The organism is Streptomyces sp. NPDC002690 (assembly GCF_053592415.1).
Genome location: NZ_JBSFVR010000144.1, coordinates 1 through 18,052, shown reverse-complemented (window position 1 = coordinate 18,052; position 18,052 = coordinate 1). Strand labels below are relative to the sequence as shown.

Here is an 18,052-nt window from a genome sequence, read left to right as displayed (position 1 = left end):
CGCACCTGGTGTTCTACGACAGCTGCGGGACGGGCCGGATGACCATCCGTGAGGGTGAGGAGGGTGCGGGCCAGTGCGGCCGGTCCGGCCAGTGCGGCCGGTGCGGCCGGTGCGGCCGGAGAAGCGCGGCCCGACGTCACGGCACACGGCTGAGGGATGCGGGCCCGGAGTCCCGGTGTTGACGGCGTCCGAGCACCGCGGGTAGGGGCGTTTTCCGGCGGTCAGGAAGACACCGGAGGCGCCTCGTCCCGGCATTGCGGTGCGGGAAGGCCGAGGGACGGGCCGCCGGGAACGGAACGGCCGGCAACGGAGGGGCCGGTAACGGGGCGGCCGGCAACGGAGGGGCCTGGAACAGGGAGGTCGAAAAGACGGCCGAGGGAGGCGGTCACTCCGGCCACGTGGTCGACGGCGTACCGGGAGGCCCAGTCGTCCGCCAGCGCGAGGAAGTCGGTCAGATCGCGCTCGACTCCCGCGAGCAGCCGCCGCATCTGCCCGAGCGGCACTTCGATCACCGGCCCCGCTTCCTGACCGGTCGCGCAGGTGAGACGGACCGTGTCACCGATTCGTGTCGCGCCCCTGCCCGACTCGGGGTGAGCGCTTCGGAAGATGCCGTCGCCGTCGACGACCCGCTCCCACTCACGCCGGTCCTCCAGCCCGTCGCAGCAGCCGGGTTCGAAGGTGGCGCCGGTGGCGGTGTCCGTGACGCGCAGACCGCCCGGCACCAGGAGGGGGTCGAGATGCAGCAGCCCGTGCAGGAACTCGGCGAGCGGATCGGCCGGCCGGGGCGGCAGTTCGTTCGCCTCGGGGTCGGCGTCGTTGTAGGCCGCGATACGCAGAATGGCCGCGCCCACTTCGTCCAGGGAGAGCCCACCACCGAGCGCCAGGAAGCCGAATCGTTCGGTCTCGGCCACGGGCCACAGGCCGAAGCCCTCAAGGGGGTCCATCTCCAGAACGGCCTGCATCATGATCACCCGCCCCAGTGTTCCTGAGGCACCGGACCTCTGGCCAGATCTTTTCGCCCGGCCCCGGACGGGAGCCAGCACTCGGGATCACTTCGGGCCCCCCACCGCCTCCGTGCTCTTCGCCCGGCCGAGGGTGCGGTCGAAGACGGTCATCAGGAGATAGACGACTCCGGCACCGAGCATCACCCAGGCCAGCTGGTGCATGCCGCCGGTGTCCGCACGTTCGCCGAAGGACGCGGCGGTCGCGGAAGAGGCGACCATCGAACCCATGTAGGAGAAGGTGCGCAGCAGACCGGCCGAGGAGGCGGTGCGTTCGGGATCGGCCTGGAAGTAGACGGAGTTCTGCAGGGCCAGGTTGTTGAGCCCTTGCGGAACACCGAAGATCAGAGCCACGAGGAGCAGCAGCCACAGGGGGCTGGTCCCGGAGAGCGTGAGGATCACCAGACAGGTGACGATCTGACCGGTCGCACCGACCAGCAGCTTGCCGCGCACGCCCTTGCGCCGCCCGGTGAGGACGGAGACACAGATCGCCATCAGGAACATGGGGATCTGCACCAGCCCGGCGTGGAAGGGCGACAGTCCGTAGCCTTCCTCGGTCCACTGGCTGAAGCCGTAGAGGAAGGAGTACGCGACGACGTAGGCGACGAGCGCGCGCCCGTACGTGGTCAGCAGAGGGGTGTTGCCGCCGAGTACCCGCAGGTCGATGAAGGGGGTGGGGGTACGGAGCTCCCGCACGGCGAAGGCTGCTCCGGCAGCGGCGACGAGCAGCAGCAGGTACCAGTTGCGCAGGTGCAGGTTCATCAGGAAGAGCAGCAGCGAGGTGAGTGTCGCCGCGAACAGCCCCATGCCGGGCAGGTCGATCCGGGCGGCCACGCTCCCCCGCCGCGCGGATCCGTCCGTGGCGGCCTGCTTGGGCAGGCGCCACAGCCCCAGCAGTACCGCTGCGACGGCCAGCGGGATGTTCAGCGCGAAGGTCGCGCGCCAGCCGCCCACCCCGATCAGCAGTCCGCCGAGCAGCGGCCCGATCACGGCGACGGTCTGGTTGGCGACCGCGAGCGCGGTCAGTATCCCGCCGGGATTGTCCTGTCCGGTGCGTTTGCCCTCGCTGCGCAGCAGCGCCATGGCGGCGGGGTATCCGGCGCAGGTTCCGAATCCGAGCAGGACCCGGGAGGCGATCAGTACGCCGAGGTTCGGCGCCAGGGTGCCGACGATGCCGGCGACCCCGACCAGGCTCGTACTGATGAGGAAGAGCTTGCGCGGCCCGAAGATGTCGATGAGCCGGCCCACGACGGGCTGCCCGAGTGCGGTGGCCAGGTAGAGGGCGGAAACCAGCCATGCCGTCTGCGAGGCCGGAGCGCCCAGGGCCCTGGCGATGGGCACGAGCGCGACGGAGATGATCGTCGAGTTGATCGGGTTCAGGACGGAGCCGAGCATCATCGGCGGCAGCAGCCGCCGGTCGAACCCCGGCTCGGCCGTCCCGGGTACGGATTGCGTCTTCGCCTCAGTCATGGGTCAGCCGCTCCAGTACGGCCAGGGCGGCGATCACCGCCTGGCGCTCCTCCTCCGTACATCTGTCCTGCAACCGTTCGGCGAGCCACTCCGTACGGATCTGCCGCCCTTCCTCCAGCCGTCGCCGGCCCTCCGAAGTGAGCTCGATCAGCAGACGCCGCCCGTCCGCCGGGTCGGGACGCCGCACCACGAGCCCGCGCGCGGCCAGTGCCGCGACCGTCGCCGTCATCGACTGGTGGCGCACGCCTTCCGCGGACGCGAGTTCGCTGGCGGTGGCGCCTTCCGCACCGGACAGCCGGGCCAGGACCGAGGTCTGGCCGAGGGTGAGGTCGTCGACGGCGGAGGCGTTCAGGATGCGGCGCCGCAACCGGCTGATGATCGCGCGGATCGCGTGCGAAGCCTGGATTGCCGAGGGCGACGGGTGCGGGTTCTCGCTCATGTTTTCCACGGTAGCTTCTACAGCTTGAGCTGTACAGTTTCGCCTGCACGATCCCTTCGCCGCTTCACCCACCCACGGACCGGCACCGCACGTCACCGTCCGTCGTCACGTGTCGCCGCCCCGGGCCCGCGGCACGTTCAGCCCAACGGGCCCACCCGCCGTCGTGAACGCTGGCGATTTCACCGATGGCCGCCCGCCCGCGCTCCGAGACTCTGTTCGGGCCAGTCCCACCGAGCCCCACATCCTTGTCAGGAGCATTCCATGCGTCGTTCCCCCCGCCGTCTGCTCGGCGCCCTCGCGGCCACCGCCGCCGCTCTCACCCTGTTCGCCTCGGCCTCGACCGCCGGTGCGGCCGACTCCGCGTCCGCGTCGACCGCATCGGTCGCGCGGTCGGCCTCCGCCGCCCAGGCCCTGTCGACCAGCACCCCGGTCGTCTTCGTCCACGGATACACCGGCAACGCTTCCAACTGGGTGACCGCCAAGAGCGTCTTCCAGCTCAACGGCTGGTCCAGCTCCAACCTGTTCGCCTACGAGTACAACTCGTACGGCAACAACATCACCAACGCCCAGGGTCTCGCCACCTTCGTCAACAACGTGAAGGCGCAGACCGGGGCGAGCCAGGTCGCGATCGTCAACCACTCGATGGGCGGCCTGGTCAGCCAGTACTACCTGAAGGTGCTCGGCGGCAACACCAGCGTCAGCCACCTCGCCTCGATCGCCGGAGCGAACCACGGGACCACCTACGCCGGGGCCTGCCTGATCTACACGACGTGCCAGCAGATGTACCCGGGTTCCTCGTTCATCTCCCAGATCAGCTCGGGCGACGAGACGCCCGGTACCACCAGGTACGCCACCTGGTACTCGGCGTGTGACGGCGTCATCCTCCCGTACACCAGCACCAAGCTGGACGGCGCGACGAACAACAACGTGGCCTGCCAGACGCACATCGGATACCTGACGGACACCGTCGTGCTCGGCCAGATCGCCAGGTTCGTCGCCTCCTGACCACCGGCGGCCCGCCCCGGACCCGCAGTCGCACGCGTCCCGCCCCCGGCAGCTCGGTGACACTGTTGGCGAATTCGGGGCCCGAACGTGACGTCGGCCTTCATGACCCGTTGTGGTCGTAAAGGCCGACGTTGCGTTTGGGGAGGGTGTCGGTGTCGTTGCACGTCAGGAAGGTCGACGGGGTTCCGGAGGAGACGGCCCGGGTGGCGCGGGCTGCGTTTCCGAAGGGCAGTCTGGCGATGCGTATCCGTGATGAGTTGGGCGAGTTGTTCTCGGACGCGGACTTCGCCGACCTGTATCCGAGCAGGGGGAAGCCAGCGTGGTCGCCAGGCCGTCTGGCGCTGGTGTCAGTCGTGCAGTTCGCCGAGGGTCTCTCTGACAGGCAGGCCGCGGACGCGGTGCGCGGGCGGCTGGACTGGAAATACCTGCTGGGGCTGGAGCTGGCCGATCCGGGCTTCGACCACTCGGTGCTCACCGAGTTCAGGGACCGGCTCATCACGGGAGACGCCGGGGTCCAGCTCCTGGACCGGGTCCTTGGGGCCGCTGCCGAGCATGGCCTGCTCAAGGCCGGCGGCCGTGCGCGTACGGACTCCACGATCGTGCTGTCCGCCGCGCGGCAGATCAACGGGCTGGTGCGGCTCGGTGAGACCCTGCGGGCCGCGCTGAACAGCGTGGCCGACAGCGAGCCGGAGTGGCTGGCCGGCTGGGTTCCGTCCGACTGGTTCGACCGGTACGCGATCCGGTTCGAAGACACCCGCCTGCCCAAGGGAAAGGCCAAGCAGACCGAGCTGATCGAACAGATCGGCGCCGACGGGCTGAGCCTGCTCGCGTCCCTGCACGGACCAGACGCCCCTGCGTCTCTGCGGCTGCTCGACCGGGTCCAGACCCTGCGGCACATGTGGATCCAGCAGTACTTCGTCGACGACGGGCAGATTCACCGCCGGGATCTCAAGGACCGCCCGCCGGGCGCGGAGCGGCTGGTCACGCCCTACGACACCGATGCGCGGGGGTGCGTGAAACGCGGCATCTTCTGGGACGGCTACAAGGTCCACCTCACCGAGACCTGCGAGCCGGACAGCCCGAACCTGATCACATGCGTCGCCACCACTGACTCCACCGTCCAGGACGTGCGCCTGGTCGCCCCGATCCACACACACCTCGCCGAACGCGACCTCCTGCCTGGTCGGCACCTGGTCGGCGCCGGATACGCGACAGCCCGGGAGGTAGTCACCGCCCGCCGGGACCACGAGGTCGAACTGGTGGGCCCGATCCTCGCGTCCACCAGCTGGCAGAACAAGGACGCCGAAGCCTTCTCCCAAGCCGACTTCACCATCGACTGGGACAACCGGCGGGTGACCTGCCCCAACGGCAAGACCAGCACCAGTTGGCGGGAAGAACGCTCCCAGTACGGGGCGGCCGTGGTCCGGGCACGGTTCTCGATGACTGCCTGCCGTCCCTGCAAGGATCGTGAGCAATGCACTCGCGCTGGCACGAAGTCCGACATCAGCCGCCGGCTCACCCTCCGCCCCCAGGCGGAGCAGGAGGTGATCCAGCAGGCACGGGCCCAGCAAGAAACCCGGGAGTGGAAGGAGCAGTACGCACACCGGGCTGGTGTCGAAGGCACCATCTCCCAGGGCGTCCGTGCTTTCGGCCTGCGACGATGCCGGTATTCCGGCCTCGCAAAGGCCCAGCCACAGCACCAGCTCACCGCCGCCGCGATGAACTTCCACCGCCTCAACGCCTGGTGGACCGACATCCCACGAGCCCGCACTCGCACATCGCACCTGGCAGCGCTCCGGCCCACCGCGCAGAATTCCTGCTCGTAGGCGTTCACCCCAGCGACGACGGTTCAGACGTAGCGGTCGAAAAGGGATTCCATATATCCCTCCAGCCTTTGAGTCAGGACACTGGCTGTCAGGTCGATGCGGCCCAGTTCACGCCAGGGAACAGCGACCTTCTCCGCGTCCGGAGCGAAACCCAACGCGTCCAGCAGCCGCCAGTAGAGATGGGCGGTGCCGTCTTCGGCCAAGGTTCCTCCCGCAGCGACGTAGCGATCGGCGAAGCGCATGCCTGCGGGAACTCCGTGCAGCAGGGCGAGGGCCGTCGAGCAATGGGCCACGTCCAAGTCGGCCGGTCCCCAAGAGGTCTCCACCCAGTCGACGACCCCACTGATCTGAGGATCACCGTCGGTGCCTGTGAAGAGGACGTTGCCGGGATGGAAGTCCCGGTGCAGGAAGCAACCCTGATAGGCCGGGGGCTCCTGGCGGATGACGTCAACAGCCCGCTGCCAGAGTTCAGGCCGATCAGTGGCTGCGGGCAGAGTCACTCGCTCGGGAGAGGCCCAGGCTTGGTAGGCGCGAGGCCGTTGCTGCGCGGTCACCGGCAGCTGATGGATACGCACCAGTTGCCGGGCCAGCAGTTCAGCGCGGTCGTTAGCACCCGCATTGCCTAGGCGCACGGTCCCCGGCAACAGGGACATCAGCAAGGAGGGATGGTCGCAGTACTGCGCCGTCGCATCCACCGCCGCGAGCGTGGACGCGGGCACGTCTGTGTCACCGAGCAGGCGCAGGACAGTCGCCTCACGGGTCAGCAGGCCCTCCGCATGCCGAACGAAGAAAGGCTTGACGAAGGACCGCAGGACGAGTGAGCGCCGACCACCCGGACCGCAGAGGTCCAGACGGCGCATCTCCGACGTCCAACCGCCGCGCAGCCGCACAACCTTCTCGATGCGCTCCGCCTCGGACAGCCCCTTCTCCACCCAGGAGCGCGTGGCACCCCAGCCCTGACTGTCATGATCCGCGCCGATGCCCTCGGCCCCCTCACCCGAACCCATGGAGGCAGACTATCCGCCTCCCGCGAACGCATCCCGTGGACCGGATTCGCCAACAGTGTCGCTCGGTCGCCGGGGGCGGGGCTCGTGCCGGGCTGATCGCGGTCCCGCCCGGCGCAGGTCGTCCCGTCCCGGCCGTTCCCGGCCGATGATCGGCCAGAGGCCGCTGCCTGCCCGGCCGGTGACGACGGAGCCGCGTAGAGCCTCCGGATCGGCAGGAGGGCATAGTGGGGAGCGGTGCACATGGCCGGGACGGAACATCCCTACCCCGTCGAGGAACTTCTGACGGCGGTGCACGCCGAGATCCTCGCGGAACGGCGGAGCGACACCGAAGGCGCCCTGTCCGAGGGCCGACTCCTCTCCCGCTCGGGGGAGGCGCGCGAGTATCTCTTTGACTGCCGCACGTGGCAGGGGGGCGGACCAACTGGCCACGCTCTCGGAGGAGGAGCTGGCCCGGCCGGCCTTCTTCGAGCACAGCGCGGTTCTGGACGCGGTGGCGTGGGACGTGGAGCGGGCGGAACACAGCATCGAGTCGTACTCGGCGTTCATGGATCCGTCACGGGTCCGCCGATGGGCCCGCACGATCGGGCCGAAGATCGCCGCGGGGCCGCGGGTCACGGTCTTCACCCGCTCACCGGAGGAGCAACAGGAACCCTCCCGCGCGGAGCGGCACCGGGAGCTCGTGCGGCTGCTGGAGGCTTTCGGCTGCCTGATCGAATTCCGTGAGCGCATGCACGAGAAGGTTCTGATCCTCGGCTGTTCGGTCCTGTGGCACGGTTCGAAGAATCCGCTCGCGAACATCGGACCGACGGATCTGCTGATGCGCCATACCGACCCTGCCTCCTGCGACCGCGTACGGCGACTGATGGAGAGTACGCGCATGGAGCGACCGACTCGGGCACCAGGGCGACCGGCAGGGCGGTCCGTCGCTCCGGCGCCCGAAGTGCCGTCCCAGGAAGGACGGGACGGCCGGCAAGGTGTACCCGGGGCTGGTGCGGGACGGCCGCCTTTACCTTGATGCCCCCTTCGCGCAGAGGGACGAGGCGAAGGTCTGCTCGGAGCCAAGTGGGACAAGCCGGCCCGGCACTGGTGGGTCGACGCGGCGCGGGTCAGCCACGAGCAGGCGGCACGCCGGCTGCCGTGAACACGCCTGGCAGGACGGGACGTCCAGAGGGACACCGGGGAAGTCAGCGGCTGCCATGAGGGACTTGGCCGGAGCTTTCCGATCATCCCGGGTGGAGCGAGCCCGCTGTCCACCACGCGCGTACGTGTACACGGGGGTGAGATTCCGGCGCGGCGGGTGCGCCTTCCGACCGGCCCGTCTCCGCACGCTCATATAGTTCACCGGGCCCACCCGTCGCAGACCGCCATCTGCCGGGCACCCCTCACACACTCCCCCGCAAGACTGTCGGGTCCCTGACAATAAGGAGTCGGCTCATCGCCCGTCGACGGTCTCCCGGGAGACGCCCCGTGTTCACGGCGCTCGGTTGTGGTGGAGGGGTGACTTCCAGACTCGCTCCACCTCCGGCGCTCACGGCAGCCACACGCCGACGGTTCGTCACCGTCACCGCCGCCGCTGCCGCCCTCGCCCTGTCCGGTGTCCTGCCCAGTGCGGGTGAGGCCGCCGCCGCTCCCGCCGCCCGGCTCAAGGACGATCCCTTCACCCTGGGTGTCGCCTCCGGCGATCCGCTGCCCGACGGGGTCGTCCTGTGGACCCGGCTGGCTCCCGACCCCCTCGCGCCGTTCAGCGGAATGGACCGGCGGACCTACCCCGTACAGTGGGAGGTCGCCTCCGACGAGCGGTTCCGCAGGGTCGTACGGCGCGGTACGACGCGGCTGACCCCCGAGTTCAACCACACCGCCCATGTCGACGTCCGCGGCCTTCAGCCGTGGCGCGAGTACTTCTACCGGTTCCGCTGCGGCGGGTTCATCAGCCCGGTGGGGCGTACGAAGACGGCGCCCGCCGCCCATCAGCTCCTGCCGCGCCTGTCGCTGGCCTTCGCCTCCTGCCAGGCCATCTGGGAGGGCTGGTTCACCGCCCATCGTGACCTCGCGGCGCGCCGCCACGACGTCGTGCTGTTCCTCGGCGACTACATCTACGAGTTCGGCATCGACCGGGGTGTACGCCCGGGAGACGGTGACGAGCACAACACCCGCCAGGCGGTGACCCTGGACGACTACCGGCAGCGGTACGCCTATTACAAACTCGACCCCGATCTCCAGGCCGCCCACCACTCCGCCCCGTGGATCGTGGTCTTCGACGACCACGAGGTCGTCAACAACTGGGCGAACCTCGCCGCCGACGGCACCAACCCGGACGACTTCCTGATCCGCCGGGCCAACGGGTTCCGGGCGTACTGGGAGAACATGCCGCTGCGCGCCCCGCAGCTCCCCGAGGGCCCCGACATGCAGTTGTACCGGCGGCTCTCCTACGGCCGCCTCGCCGAGTTCTCGATGCTCGACACCCGCCAGTACCGCGACGACCAGGCGAACGGGGACGGGACCAAGGCCCCGAACGCGGCGACCGCCGACCCCGCCCGTTCCATCCTCGGCTTCCCGCAGGAGCGCTGGCTGCTCGACGGGCTCAGCGGTTCGCGGGCCCGCTGGAACGTCCTCGGACACCAGACGGCCATCACTCTGCTCGACACGACGTACGGGCCGGGTGTGGCCGTGCCGATGGACACCTGGGACGGGTACAGCGCCTCCCGCGACCGGCTGCTCGGCGGCATCTCGGACCGCGGGGTCCGCAACGTCGTCAGCCTCGCCGGCGATCTGCACCGCAGCGTCGCGAGCGATCTGGCGCTCGACTTCCACGACCCGGACTCCCGTGTGGTGGCGACCGAGTTCGTGGGCACGTCGGTCTCGTCCGGACTGGACGGGCAGGACCTCGACACCACGGGGCAGGCGCTCCTCGCCGAGAACCCGCACATGAAGTTCGGCAACTTCCAGCGTGGTTACGTCAGTTGTGAGATCACCCCGGATCTCTGGCTGGCCGACCACCGGGTCTGCGACCGGGTCACCGTGCCGGACGGCACAGTGAGCAGCCGGACCGTCCTGGCCGTCGAGGACGGCGTCCCCGCCGTCCAACAGGCCTGAGGAGCAAGCCATGAAGACACCTCTGAAGAGCGTCCGCACGGTCACCGCCATCGCCCTCGTCGCCATCACCGCGAGCACCCTCACCATGGGCGGCTCGGCCCACGAGGCCCGCGCCGACACCCGACCGGCGGCCGGGACACCGGCCGCAGGGCGTTCCGCCGTCAAGCCGTCCGCAGACCCCGTGGTGCTCTCGGCCTCGCCGGCAAATCTCGCCGGGTCAGAACTCCCTTGTCTGCCCACCAAGTTCAGTGTCTCGATGACCAACATCGGCACCACGTCGCTCTTCGCCGACGCGACACTGACCGCCGAGGCACCGATCACCCTTTCGGACCAGGTGTTCTCGACCTATCTGCCGGCCGCCGACCCCGACCGGCCGGTGACACGCTCGGTGGGCGTACGGGTGCCTCCGGGTACGCCGTCGGGCACCTACGACCTGACCGCGGTCTCGGGCAGGCAGCGCGTCGTGGTCCCCCTCACCGTCCAGGCCCCGCCCGCGCCAGGACCCGGCGTCGATTTGGCCTACGGCAGGAAGGTGACCGCTTCTTCGACTCATGGGAACTTCACGACCTGCGCCGCGGTGGACGGCGACAGCGACTATCTCCACTGGGGTTCCGGCTACGGCTGGAACGACGCCGACAAGGGCGTCTTCCCCGACTGGCTGGCCGTCGAGTGGCCCGAACCGGTCGAGCTGGGACGGATCGAGACCGTCACGTACGGCACCCCCGCCCGTCCGGCCGCCCTCCAGGGCATCAAGGACTTCGACGTGCAGGTGCGGTCCGGCGGCGAGTGGCTGACGGTCGGGTCCTACCGGGACAACACCCTCGACCGGATCGTCACCGCCTTCGACCCGGTCACCACGGACGCGGTCCGGGTGTTCGTCCACGCCTCCAACAGCGCCGACTACTCACGAATCCTCGAAGTGGAGGCGTACGCACCGGAGTAGGACAGAGGCTGTCCCGCAGGGGTCCGGAGCGGGCAGGTGACGCCGCTCCGGACCGTCCTCACCGAGGGGGCGTCAGCGGCCCCGCCGCACCTCGAAATCGCTGATGCGGAAGTGGCTCCAGGTCGTGCGGAAGGCGAAGTGGCCCGCCGTGTACGGCTCCGGGTCCAGGTAGTCGAAGACCAGCGTTCCGTTGTTCCACCAACGGACCGCCGAACCGTCCGACTCGATGCGTACGTGGTTGGGCCGGTTCGGCGTGAGCAGCGGCTCGGTGTAGTCGTACAAGAGCGGCCGGACTCCGGCCTCGCCGACGTAACGGCGCAGCCGGGTGGTCGTGTTGGAGTTCGCGCCGTAGCCCGCGTAGTAGGTGGTCAGCTGGTCGTAGTCGGCGAGGGTGCCGTCGCGACGGGTGGCGAAGATGTCACGCGGGGAGCGCGTGTCGGTGGCGTTCCAGAAGTTGTTGAGGTCGGACACACGGTCGTTGGCACCGCCGGCGGAGACCGCGGTGGCGGTGTAGGTCAGCACGTACGGACCGCTGAGGCGTCGGCGGAACCAGACGGTGGCACCTGCCGGGGTGTCGACGTCCAGGATGCCGCGACGTGCGGTGACGCTGCCTCCGTTCTCCAGTTCGACGACCCACTGGTCCAGGCCGTGCCGGAAGTCGTCGTGGGCCAGCAGGGCGCCCTCGCGCCCCTTCGGCGCCCGGTCGCGGAGACGGGCCTGGGCGGTGCCGGGCAAGGCGGCGGAGAGTGTGGCTCCGGCTGCCAGGGCGGCGAACGCCCTGCGGGTGGTGGTCATCGGAATGCTCCTCGCGGTGATGGGGACAGGGTCGGACGGGGGGCTGGGCGGGATCGGGCGGAGGGGAGGCCGCCGCCGATCAGGGCCAGGTTCTGGATGGCCGCAAGAGCCCACTGCGCCCAGAAGGCTGCTGAAGATCCAGGGGATCTCGGTGGTCTCGCGCAGCACGGCGGGGACGCGGACGGTCACCGGTTCCCAGTCGTTGGACGGGAAACAGGTGTCCGAGCCGGTGAAGAACTCGTTCCAGGCCCTGGTGGCGAGCCGCCCGTCGCCGGTGCGTGCGGCGGCGTACGCGGTGAGGCGGGAGTGCACGGTGAGGCGGGAGTGCGCGGCGGGCAGTGCGGACTTCCACGTGGAACCGGTGAGCGCGGTCCACAGGTGAGCGGGGACGCGGCCACGGCGAGAGCGGCGGACTTGAGCAGGGTTCGTATGGCTGGGGTGAACATCGAAGCCTCCGTACGGATGCCGCGAGCCTCGCTCCTCCGGGCCGGCCGCAGGAGCGTCGAGTGATCGTTTGCAGTGATCACGCTGCCCCTGCCCACCTGGGGAAGTCGACGAAAACAGGGGTTCCGCCACGAAGATGCAATGCCCCGTACACAGGGCTCTGCGGATTGCCGCCGACGGGCCCGGTCCGGGACGTCGAGGAGCCCCGGGATCAACGGCCTCCCCCGCGTGCGGGTCCTTCAGGCGTCCTTCACCTCGGCGGCCTCGTGGAAGCTGACGATCGCATCGCCGCTGCGGGACTCGGTTTCCCTCCCGCGCCTTCCGCGTCCCGGAAGTCGCCGGTCGGGGACGGATTCACGACGTCACGACGTCGTGGACGTGCCTGCGGCGCGATCACTGCACCCGCCGAACGATCGAGGTCTCGTCATGTTCGTCACCCCGCCGTCGTCGCCGCACTCATGACGACGGTGCTCCTCGCTTCCGCCTGGACCGAGTTCACCCGCCCGACGCGGCCGGTCGACCAGATGACCACTCCCGGCCTGCCCTTTGGCATGTTGCCGTTCCTCGGGATCGTTCACATAGCCGGTGCGGGTGGTCTCGTCGTCGGACTCTGGTGGGTGGCCCTCGGAGTCGCCGCCGTCCTCATCGCGTCGCGCGTCGCCGCCCTCTGATCACCCGCCGGTAGCCTGCCGGAGAAGCGGGGCCAGGGGCCGGGAGGACCAGAGGGATCCGGCCGCCCCGACGCACCCGCCATGCGTTACGCATCCGGGCCGGCGCGCAGGACCGCGGAGAGCGTCCAGGCGGCGAGCAGGGCGACGACCACGCCGAACGCGATGCCGGCGGTGCGCAGTCCGAACAGGTCGGCGGCGAGGCCCACTCCGACGACCGGCAGCGCGAGTGCCACGTACAGCACGGTGAAGTAGACGGAGGCCAAGTCGCCTCTGCGGTCGGCAGGGGCCACCGCGTTGATGCCGGCGAGGCCCGCGCGAAAGCTCATGCCCTGGCCCGCCCCGGCGGCGAGCCCGCCGGCGAGCAGGAGGCCGAACGACGCGGTGGCGAATCCCGTGGTGAGCAGGAGCATGCCGAGAATGAGGCCCGCGCACCCGACGGGGAGGGCGCGCGGACCGAAAGCAGGTACCAGGACCACTTGTCCGACCGCCGAGGCGCAGAAGATCGCACAGATCACCACCCCGGCCACGGTCGGGCTGGGCACGTCGAGGAGCTCGCGCAGGAACGAGGGGACCACGGCGGTGAACAGACCGAGCACCGCGAATCCCGCGAAGCCCGCGATGGAGGCCCGCAGGAAGACCCCGCGCATGTGCCGAGGAACCTGGGGCCGCGCGAGTCGCGGACGCGGTCGGCGCGAGGTGACGGCGACGGGCTCGGGCATGAGCAGTACGGCGACGAGCGCGAGGACGAGCAGCCCGAGGTCGAGCGCGTAGGGCAGCCGCAGGGGGGCGGGCGCGTACTCGGCCAGCAGGCCGCCGATCAGGGGACCGCTGCCGAGGCCGCCCATCTGGGTGACCGTGGCCACCAGCGTGGCGCGTTCGGCACTCCGGGAACCTGCCAGGTCGACGATGGCCGCCGTCGCCGTGCCGGTGAAGAGTCCGGCGGACAGGCCGGAGAGCAGACGGGCCGGGAACAGCAGCGCCAGTTCGGACGCGGCGAGGAAGATCACCGAGCTGGCGATGGAGAGTGCGAGACCGGGCAGGAGGGTGCGTCGCCGTCCGATCTGGTCCGACACGTGCCCGCAGCAGAGCAGCGCCACCACGACGCCGACCGCGTAGGTCGCGAAGATGAGCGTGATCATCAGTGTGGAGAAGCCGAACTCCTCCTGGTAGAGGGCGTACAGCGGAGTGGGGAGGGTCGTGCCCATCATCGTCACGGCGAAGGCCGCAACCACCAGCCAGATACCGAGCGAGTCCGGGACCGCGCGGGGCTGCTCCGGGTTCGACCGGGGAGGGAGAGGCATGACTCCCATCATGGCGGAATAGCCCACTGTGCCCCTTGTGCGACATTCGCCCGGTCCGCCACCCGGGCGGGCGGGCAGCGGATCACAGCGCACCCCGGAAGCGGTGAGCCGACGCACGACGGGCCGACATGCGCCTTGTGAATCCAGGCAGTTACCGACTCCTGCTTGATCGGAAGGCGTTTCCCGACGCCTTCCGTCCGGCGTATTGACGCACGATGAAACAACTCAATAGTTTGAGTATCTTCGACTCACCGGGAGTCCTCAGAGAGCTCGAACCACCGGCCCCCATCCCCGCGCTCCCCCGCACTTCCCCGAGGAGACCCGATGACGACCCACGACACCCCGGCCGCCGCGCCACACGCCGGGACCTTCACCACCCACTCCCCCGCGACCGGCGAGCCGATCGCCGAACACCCGGTGAACGGGCCCGAGGAGGTCTCCCGCGCCACCGCGCGGGCCCGGACCGTCCAGGCGGGCTGGGCCGCGCTGCCCGCTTCCCGGCGCCGCGACCACCTGCTGCGCTGGAAGAGGGCGCTCGCCACCGACCTCGACTCCATGGCCCGCACCATCGCCGAGGAGACCGGCAAGCCGGTCGGCGACGCCGAACTGGAGGTGGTGCTCACGCTGGAGCACCTGGGCTGGGCCGCCCGCAACGCGGAACGCGTGCTGCGCCGGAGGAAGGTGAGCACCGGGCTGTTCACCGTGCATCAGCGGGCCTCACTGGTGCACCGGCCGCTCGGCGTGATCGGCGTGATCGGCCCCTGGAACTACCCCCTGTACACGCCGATGGGTTCCATCGGTTACGCCCTGGCCGCGGGGAACGCCGTGGTCTTCAAGCCGTCCGAACTGACCCCCGGCACCGGCGTCCTGCTGGCCGGACTCTTCGACGCCGCCGTGCCCGAGTACGCGGGGCTGCTCACCACCGTCACCGGCGCGGCTGCCACCGGGGACGCCCTGGCCCGGTCCGGGGTCGACAAGCTGGCCTTCACCGGGTCACCGGGGACGGCCCGCAAGGTGATGGCGGTGTGCGCGCAGACGCTCACGCCGTTCCTCGCCGAGTGCGGCGGGAAGGACGCCGTCATCGTCACCGCGGACGCGGACCTGTCCGCCGCGGCCGACGCCATCGTGTGGGGCGCGTTCAGCAATTCGGGACAGACCTGCGCGGGGGTGGAGCGCGTCTACGCGGTACGGGAGATCCACGCGGAGCTGTGCCGTCTGGTGGCCGACAAGGCCGAGGCGCTGCGTACCGGCGACACGGCGGACGCCGCCTACGGTCCGATGACGCTGCCGGGGCAGATCGCGATCGTGGAACGCCACGTGACCGGCGCGGTTTCGGCGGGTGCGCGGGCCCTGCTGGGCGGGCCCGAGTCGGTCCGCGCTCCGTACGTCACGCCGGTGGTGCTGGCCGACGTGCCGGAGGACGCGGCGGCGATGACGGAGGAGACCTTCGGGCCGGTCGTGGCGGTCAACCAGGTGGCCGACGTGGACGAGGCGGTGGAGCGCGCCAACGCCTCGCGTTACGCCCTGGGGGCGGCGGTGTTCTGCCGCGGCGGGCGCGAGGGCGCGGCGATCGCGGCGCGCCTGCGCGCGGGGGCGGTGTCGGTGAACTCGGTGCTGGGCTTCGCCGCGGTACCCGCGCTGCCGTTCGGTGGATCGCGGGACTCCGGCTTCGGGCGGATCCACGGCGAGGAAGGGCTGCGCGGCTTCACCTGCGTGCAGTCGACCACGGTGCAGCGGTTCACCCCGCCGGTCGCCCTGACCTCGTTCGACGTGCCGGCCGCCACGAGGGAGCGCGCGGTGCGGCTGGCCCGGGCACTGCACCGGCGCCGCTGACCGGCCGGCCACCGCCGCCGGACGGCAGGAGGGTCCCGCGGTACACCGGCGCATCGGTGCGGCAGCGGTACGGCGAGCGTCAGGCGTCCAGCAGCGGGGCCAGGTAGCGGCGGGCGAAGGCCCGGGCCTGGTCCTCGTCGTCCATCTCGATGCAACTGGCGGGGTTGAGCAGGAAGGACACCGCGACCCGCACCATGAGTTCGGCGACCGGCTGCGGGTCCTCGTCGGGACGGCCCTCCGCTTGCTGGGCACGGCGCAGATGTGCCGTCAGATAGGTGACGGTGGCGGAGAGCGAGAAGCCGCCTTGCACGGTCAAGTAGGGCAGCACGAGCTCGGGTTCGAGGCGCAGCAGGCCCCCGAAGAGCGGGTGGGCGCGGGTGTGGCGCAGCGCGACCACGAACCCCTCGACGACCCGTTCCTCCATGGTCGGCAGTGCCGCCACCGCCGCGTCCAGGCGCTGGAAAAACCGGCCGAGCTCGCGCAGCAGGGTGGCTTCGACCAGCTTGTCCTTGGTCTGGAAGCGCCGGAAGACGGTGACGCGGGAGACTCCGGCCCGCTTGGCGACGTCGTCCACCGAGGAGCGGCGGAGCCCCAGGAGGGTGAACTGCTCCAGGGCACCGTCGAGAATCCGCCGCGCCGTGGGGTCCTCCGACTCCTCCGGCCGGGCGGCGGCCGTGGTGGTCCGCGAGTCGTTCGTGTCAGTTCTCATGTCCTCACGATACCGGCGAAGATCCCGCAGAGAGACGCTGAAACGACTAACGTATCTAAGTAACAAACGAACTCCGGAGGACCTGATGGGCAGTCGCCTCACCCAAGAGCAGGCCGATTTCGTCGCGGCCATCCGAGATTTCGCCGGACGGGAGTGCGGCACCCGGGAGCAGCGCGACGCACTGACCTCGGGTGGCCACGAGGCCCACAACCCCGAGCTGTACGGCAGGCTCGCCGACCTGGGCTGGCTGGGGGTGTGCCTTCCCGAGGAGTACGGCGGTTCCGGCGGCGGGCTGGCCGACGCCTGCCTCGTCCTGGAGGAGACCTCGTACGGGATGGTTCCGGCAGGGGGTTTCGTGACCACCGTCATCGCCGCGAAGGCGTACGAGAAGTTCGGCACCGAGCGGCAGCGACAGGAAGTGCTGTCCGGCGTCGTGCGCGGTGACGTGCTCTCCATCGCCATGTCGGAGCCGGGGGCCGGGTCGGACGTGGGCGCGTTGCGCTGCCGGGCCGTGCGGGAGGCGGACGGCACCTGGGTGGTCGACGGCCAGAAGACCTGGATCTCCAACGCGCACCTGGCGAAGCACATCCTGCTGGTGGCCCGTACCGGCGAGTCCAAGCACGGCGGCCTGACCATGTTCCATCTTCCCGCCGGTACACCGGGTGTGGAGGTGCGACGCATCGACACCATGGGCGGCCGGGAGGTCAATGATGTCTTCCTCACCGACGTGCGCCTGCCCGCGGACGCGGTCGTGGGCCAGGTGGACGCCGGCTGGGAGCAGTTGATGGCCGGGCTGAACCACGAGCGGCTCTTCCTGGCCGCGAACATGCTGGGCCTGGCGCGCCGCGCCTTCGACGACACGGTCGCCTACGTCCGCGAACGCGAGCAGTTCGGGCGGCCGGTCGGCTCCTTCCAGGCGTTGCGGCACCGGATCGCCGAACTCGCCACCGACATCGAGTGCACCCGGCTGCTGGTGCGGGAAACGGCCCTGGACTGCGACGCGCGGCCGGACCAGCTGTTCCCCCGCGAGGCGTCGATGGCCAAGCTGAAGGCGACCGAGCTGGCCAAGCGGGCCGCACTGGAGGGCATGCAGATGATGGGCGGATACGGCTACACCACGGAGTTCGACATGGAACGCCACCTGCGGGCCGCCGTGGTCTCCACGGTCTACGGGGGGACCAGCGAGATCCAGCGGGACGTCATCGGCAAGACCTACGGCCTCTGAGCGGGCCGTACGCGGCAGGGCGGCCCACCCGTCCCCGGTCGGGGTGGGTGGGCCGCCCTGCCGCGTACTCGCGGGGGTGGGGCGCCCGGCTCAGTCCTGGTAGAGCCCGGACAGCGAGTCGGCGTACTTGTCCCGGATGACCCGGCGCCGCATTTTCAGGGACGGGGTCAGCTCCCCGGTCCCCGGTCCCCACTCCTCGGCGAGCAGTTCGTACCGCTTGACCTGCTCGCTGCGGTTGAGCCGGGAGTTGGCGGCTTCGACCGCCCGGTCCACCTCCGCGCGGACGGCGG

General features: G+C 70.3%; 15 protein-coding genes and 2 pseudogenes. 8 read left to right on the top strand and 9 right to left on the bottom strand.

Features of this window, described 5'->3' with window-relative positions:
- Positions 1-221: 221 nt before the first annotated feature.
- The 3 genes from ACWD3D_RS19175 to ACWD3D_RS19165 all read right to left on the bottom strand — a co-directional run bounded on the left by ACWD3D_RS19175 (position 222) and on the right by ACWD3D_RS19165 (position 2,910).
- Entirely contained in the window at positions 222-965 is a 744-nt protein-coding gene (locus ACWD3D_RS19175; RefSeq protein ID WP_451462025.1) for a hypothetical protein, read from the bottom strand.
- A gap of 84 nt (positions 966-1,049) precedes the next feature.
- Positions 1,050-2,471: an MFS transporter gene (locus ACWD3D_RS19170; RefSeq protein ID WP_451462023.1), complete on the bottom strand. Its 1,422-nt coding sequence runs from the start codon at positions 2,469-2,471 to the stop codon at positions 1,050-1,052.
- A complete protein-coding gene (locus ACWD3D_RS19165) occupies positions 2,464-2,910 on the bottom strand; it encodes a MarR family winged helix-turn-helix transcriptional regulator (RefSeq protein WP_451462022.1) in 447 nt (148 codons plus the stop codon). Before ACWD3D_RS19165 ends, ACWD3D_RS19170 begins: the two co-directional genes overlap by 8 nt.
- 261 nt (positions 2,911-3,171) lie before the next feature.
- Between ACWD3D_RS19165 and ACWD3D_RS19160 the strand changes: the two genes are divergently transcribed.
- Together ACWD3D_RS19160 and ACWD3D_RS19155 are read left to right on the top strand one after the other, a co-directional pair.
- Positions 3,172-3,915 carry an esterase/lipase family protein gene (locus ACWD3D_RS19160; protein WP_451462021.1) on the top strand — a complete coding sequence of 248 codons (744 nt, stop codon included), beginning with the start codon at positions 3,172-3,174 and terminating at the stop codon, positions 3,913-3,915.
- Between the two features lie 152 nt (positions 3,916-4,067).
- Entirely contained in the window at positions 4,068-5,741 is a 1,674-nt protein-coding gene (locus ACWD3D_RS19155) for an IS1182 family transposase (RefSeq protein WP_451462020.1), read from the top strand.
- Between the two features lie 23 nt (positions 5,742-5,764).
- Here the strand turns inward: ACWD3D_RS19155 and ACWD3D_RS19150 are convergent, their stop codons facing one another.
- Positions 5,765-6,748 carry a phosphotransferase family protein gene (locus tag ACWD3D_RS19150; RefSeq protein WP_451462019.1) on the bottom strand — a complete coding sequence of 328 codons (984 nt, stop codon included), beginning with the start codon at positions 6,746-6,748 and terminating at the stop codon, positions 5,765-5,767.
- A gap of 388 nt (positions 6,749-7,136) precedes the next feature.
- On the opposite strand from ACWD3D_RS19150, the gene ACWD3D_RS19145 reads away from it, so the two are divergent.
- The 3 genes from ACWD3D_RS19145 (at position 7,137) to ACWD3D_RS19135 (ending at position 10,784) form a co-directional block, all read left to right on the top strand.
- Positions 7,137-7,763 (top strand): hypothetical protein, encoded by a 627-nt coding sequence (locus ACWD3D_RS19145; RefSeq protein WP_451462018.1) that lies wholly within the window; start codon positions 7,137-7,139, stop codon positions 7,761-7,763.
- Between the two features lie 482 nt (positions 7,764-8,245).
- Positions 8,246-9,841: an alkaline phosphatase D family protein gene (locus ACWD3D_RS19140; RefSeq protein ID WP_451462017.1), complete on the top strand. Its 1,596-nt coding sequence runs from the start codon at positions 8,246-8,248 to the stop codon at positions 9,839-9,841.
- A 10-nt stretch (positions 9,842-9,851) separates the two neighbouring features.
- Positions 9,852-10,784 (top strand): discoidin domain-containing protein, encoded by a 933-nt coding sequence (locus tag ACWD3D_RS19135; protein WP_451462016.1) that lies wholly within the window; start codon positions 9,852-9,854, stop codon positions 10,782-10,784.
- A 72-nt stretch (positions 10,785-10,856) separates the two neighbouring features.
- On the opposite strand, the gene ACWD3D_RS19130 is transcribed toward ACWD3D_RS19135, so the two are convergent.
- A complete protein-coding gene (locus tag ACWD3D_RS19130) occupies positions 10,857-11,579 on the bottom strand; it encodes a DUF6250 domain-containing protein (protein ID WP_451462024.1) in 723 nt (240 codons plus the stop codon).
- Positions 11,580-11,774: 195 nt separating this feature from the next.
- Positions 11,775-11,891: pseudogene (locus ACWD3D_RS19125) on the bottom strand (exo-rhamnogalacturonan lyase family protein); the annotation flags it as partial.
- A 590-nt stretch (positions 11,892-12,481) separates the two neighbouring features.
- Here ACWD3D_RS19125 and ACWD3D_RS19120 point away from each other — a divergent pair.
- Positions 12,482-12,694: a DoxX family protein gene (locus ACWD3D_RS19120; protein ID WP_451462015.1), complete on the top strand. Its 213-nt coding sequence runs from the start codon at positions 12,482-12,484 to the stop codon at positions 12,692-12,694.
- Between the two features lie 86 nt (positions 12,695-12,780).
- On the opposite strand, the gene ACWD3D_RS19115 is transcribed toward ACWD3D_RS19120, so the two are convergent.
- A complete protein-coding gene (locus ACWD3D_RS19115) occupies positions 12,781-13,995 on the bottom strand; it encodes an MFS transporter (protein ID WP_451462014.1) in 1,215 nt (404 codons plus the stop codon).
- A 324-nt stretch (positions 13,996-14,319) separates the two neighbouring features.
- Between ACWD3D_RS19115 and ACWD3D_RS19110 the strand changes: the two genes are divergently transcribed.
- Positions 14,320-15,828 (top strand): aldehyde dehydrogenase family protein, encoded by a 1,509-nt coding sequence (locus ACWD3D_RS19110; RefSeq protein ID WP_451462013.1) that lies wholly within the window; start codon positions 14,320-14,322, stop codon positions 15,826-15,828.
- A gap of 79 nt (positions 15,829-15,907) precedes the next feature.
- Here ACWD3D_RS19110 and ACWD3D_RS19105 read toward each other — a convergent pair whose 3' ends face one another.
- On the bottom strand, positions 15,908-16,537 hold the full coding sequence (locus ACWD3D_RS19105; RefSeq protein ID WP_451462012.1) for a TetR/AcrR family transcriptional regulator: 630 nt from the start codon (positions 16,535-16,537) through the stop codon (positions 15,908-15,910).
- A gap of 85 nt (positions 16,538-16,622) precedes the next feature.
- Here ACWD3D_RS19105 and ACWD3D_RS19100 point away from each other — a divergent pair, with 85 nt between their 5' ends.
- The gene (locus ACWD3D_RS19100; protein WP_451462011.1) at positions 16,623-17,762 is read left to right on the top strand and encodes an acyl-CoA dehydrogenase family protein; all 1,140 of its coding nucleotides are present in this window, start codon (positions 16,623-16,625) and stop codon (positions 17,760-17,762) included.
- Between the two features lie 90 nt (positions 17,763-17,852).
- Here ACWD3D_RS19100 and ACWD3D_RS19095 read toward each other — a convergent pair.
- Positions 17,853-18,052 (bottom strand): annotated as a pseudogene (locus ACWD3D_RS19095) (long-chain fatty acid--CoA ligase); the annotation flags it as partial.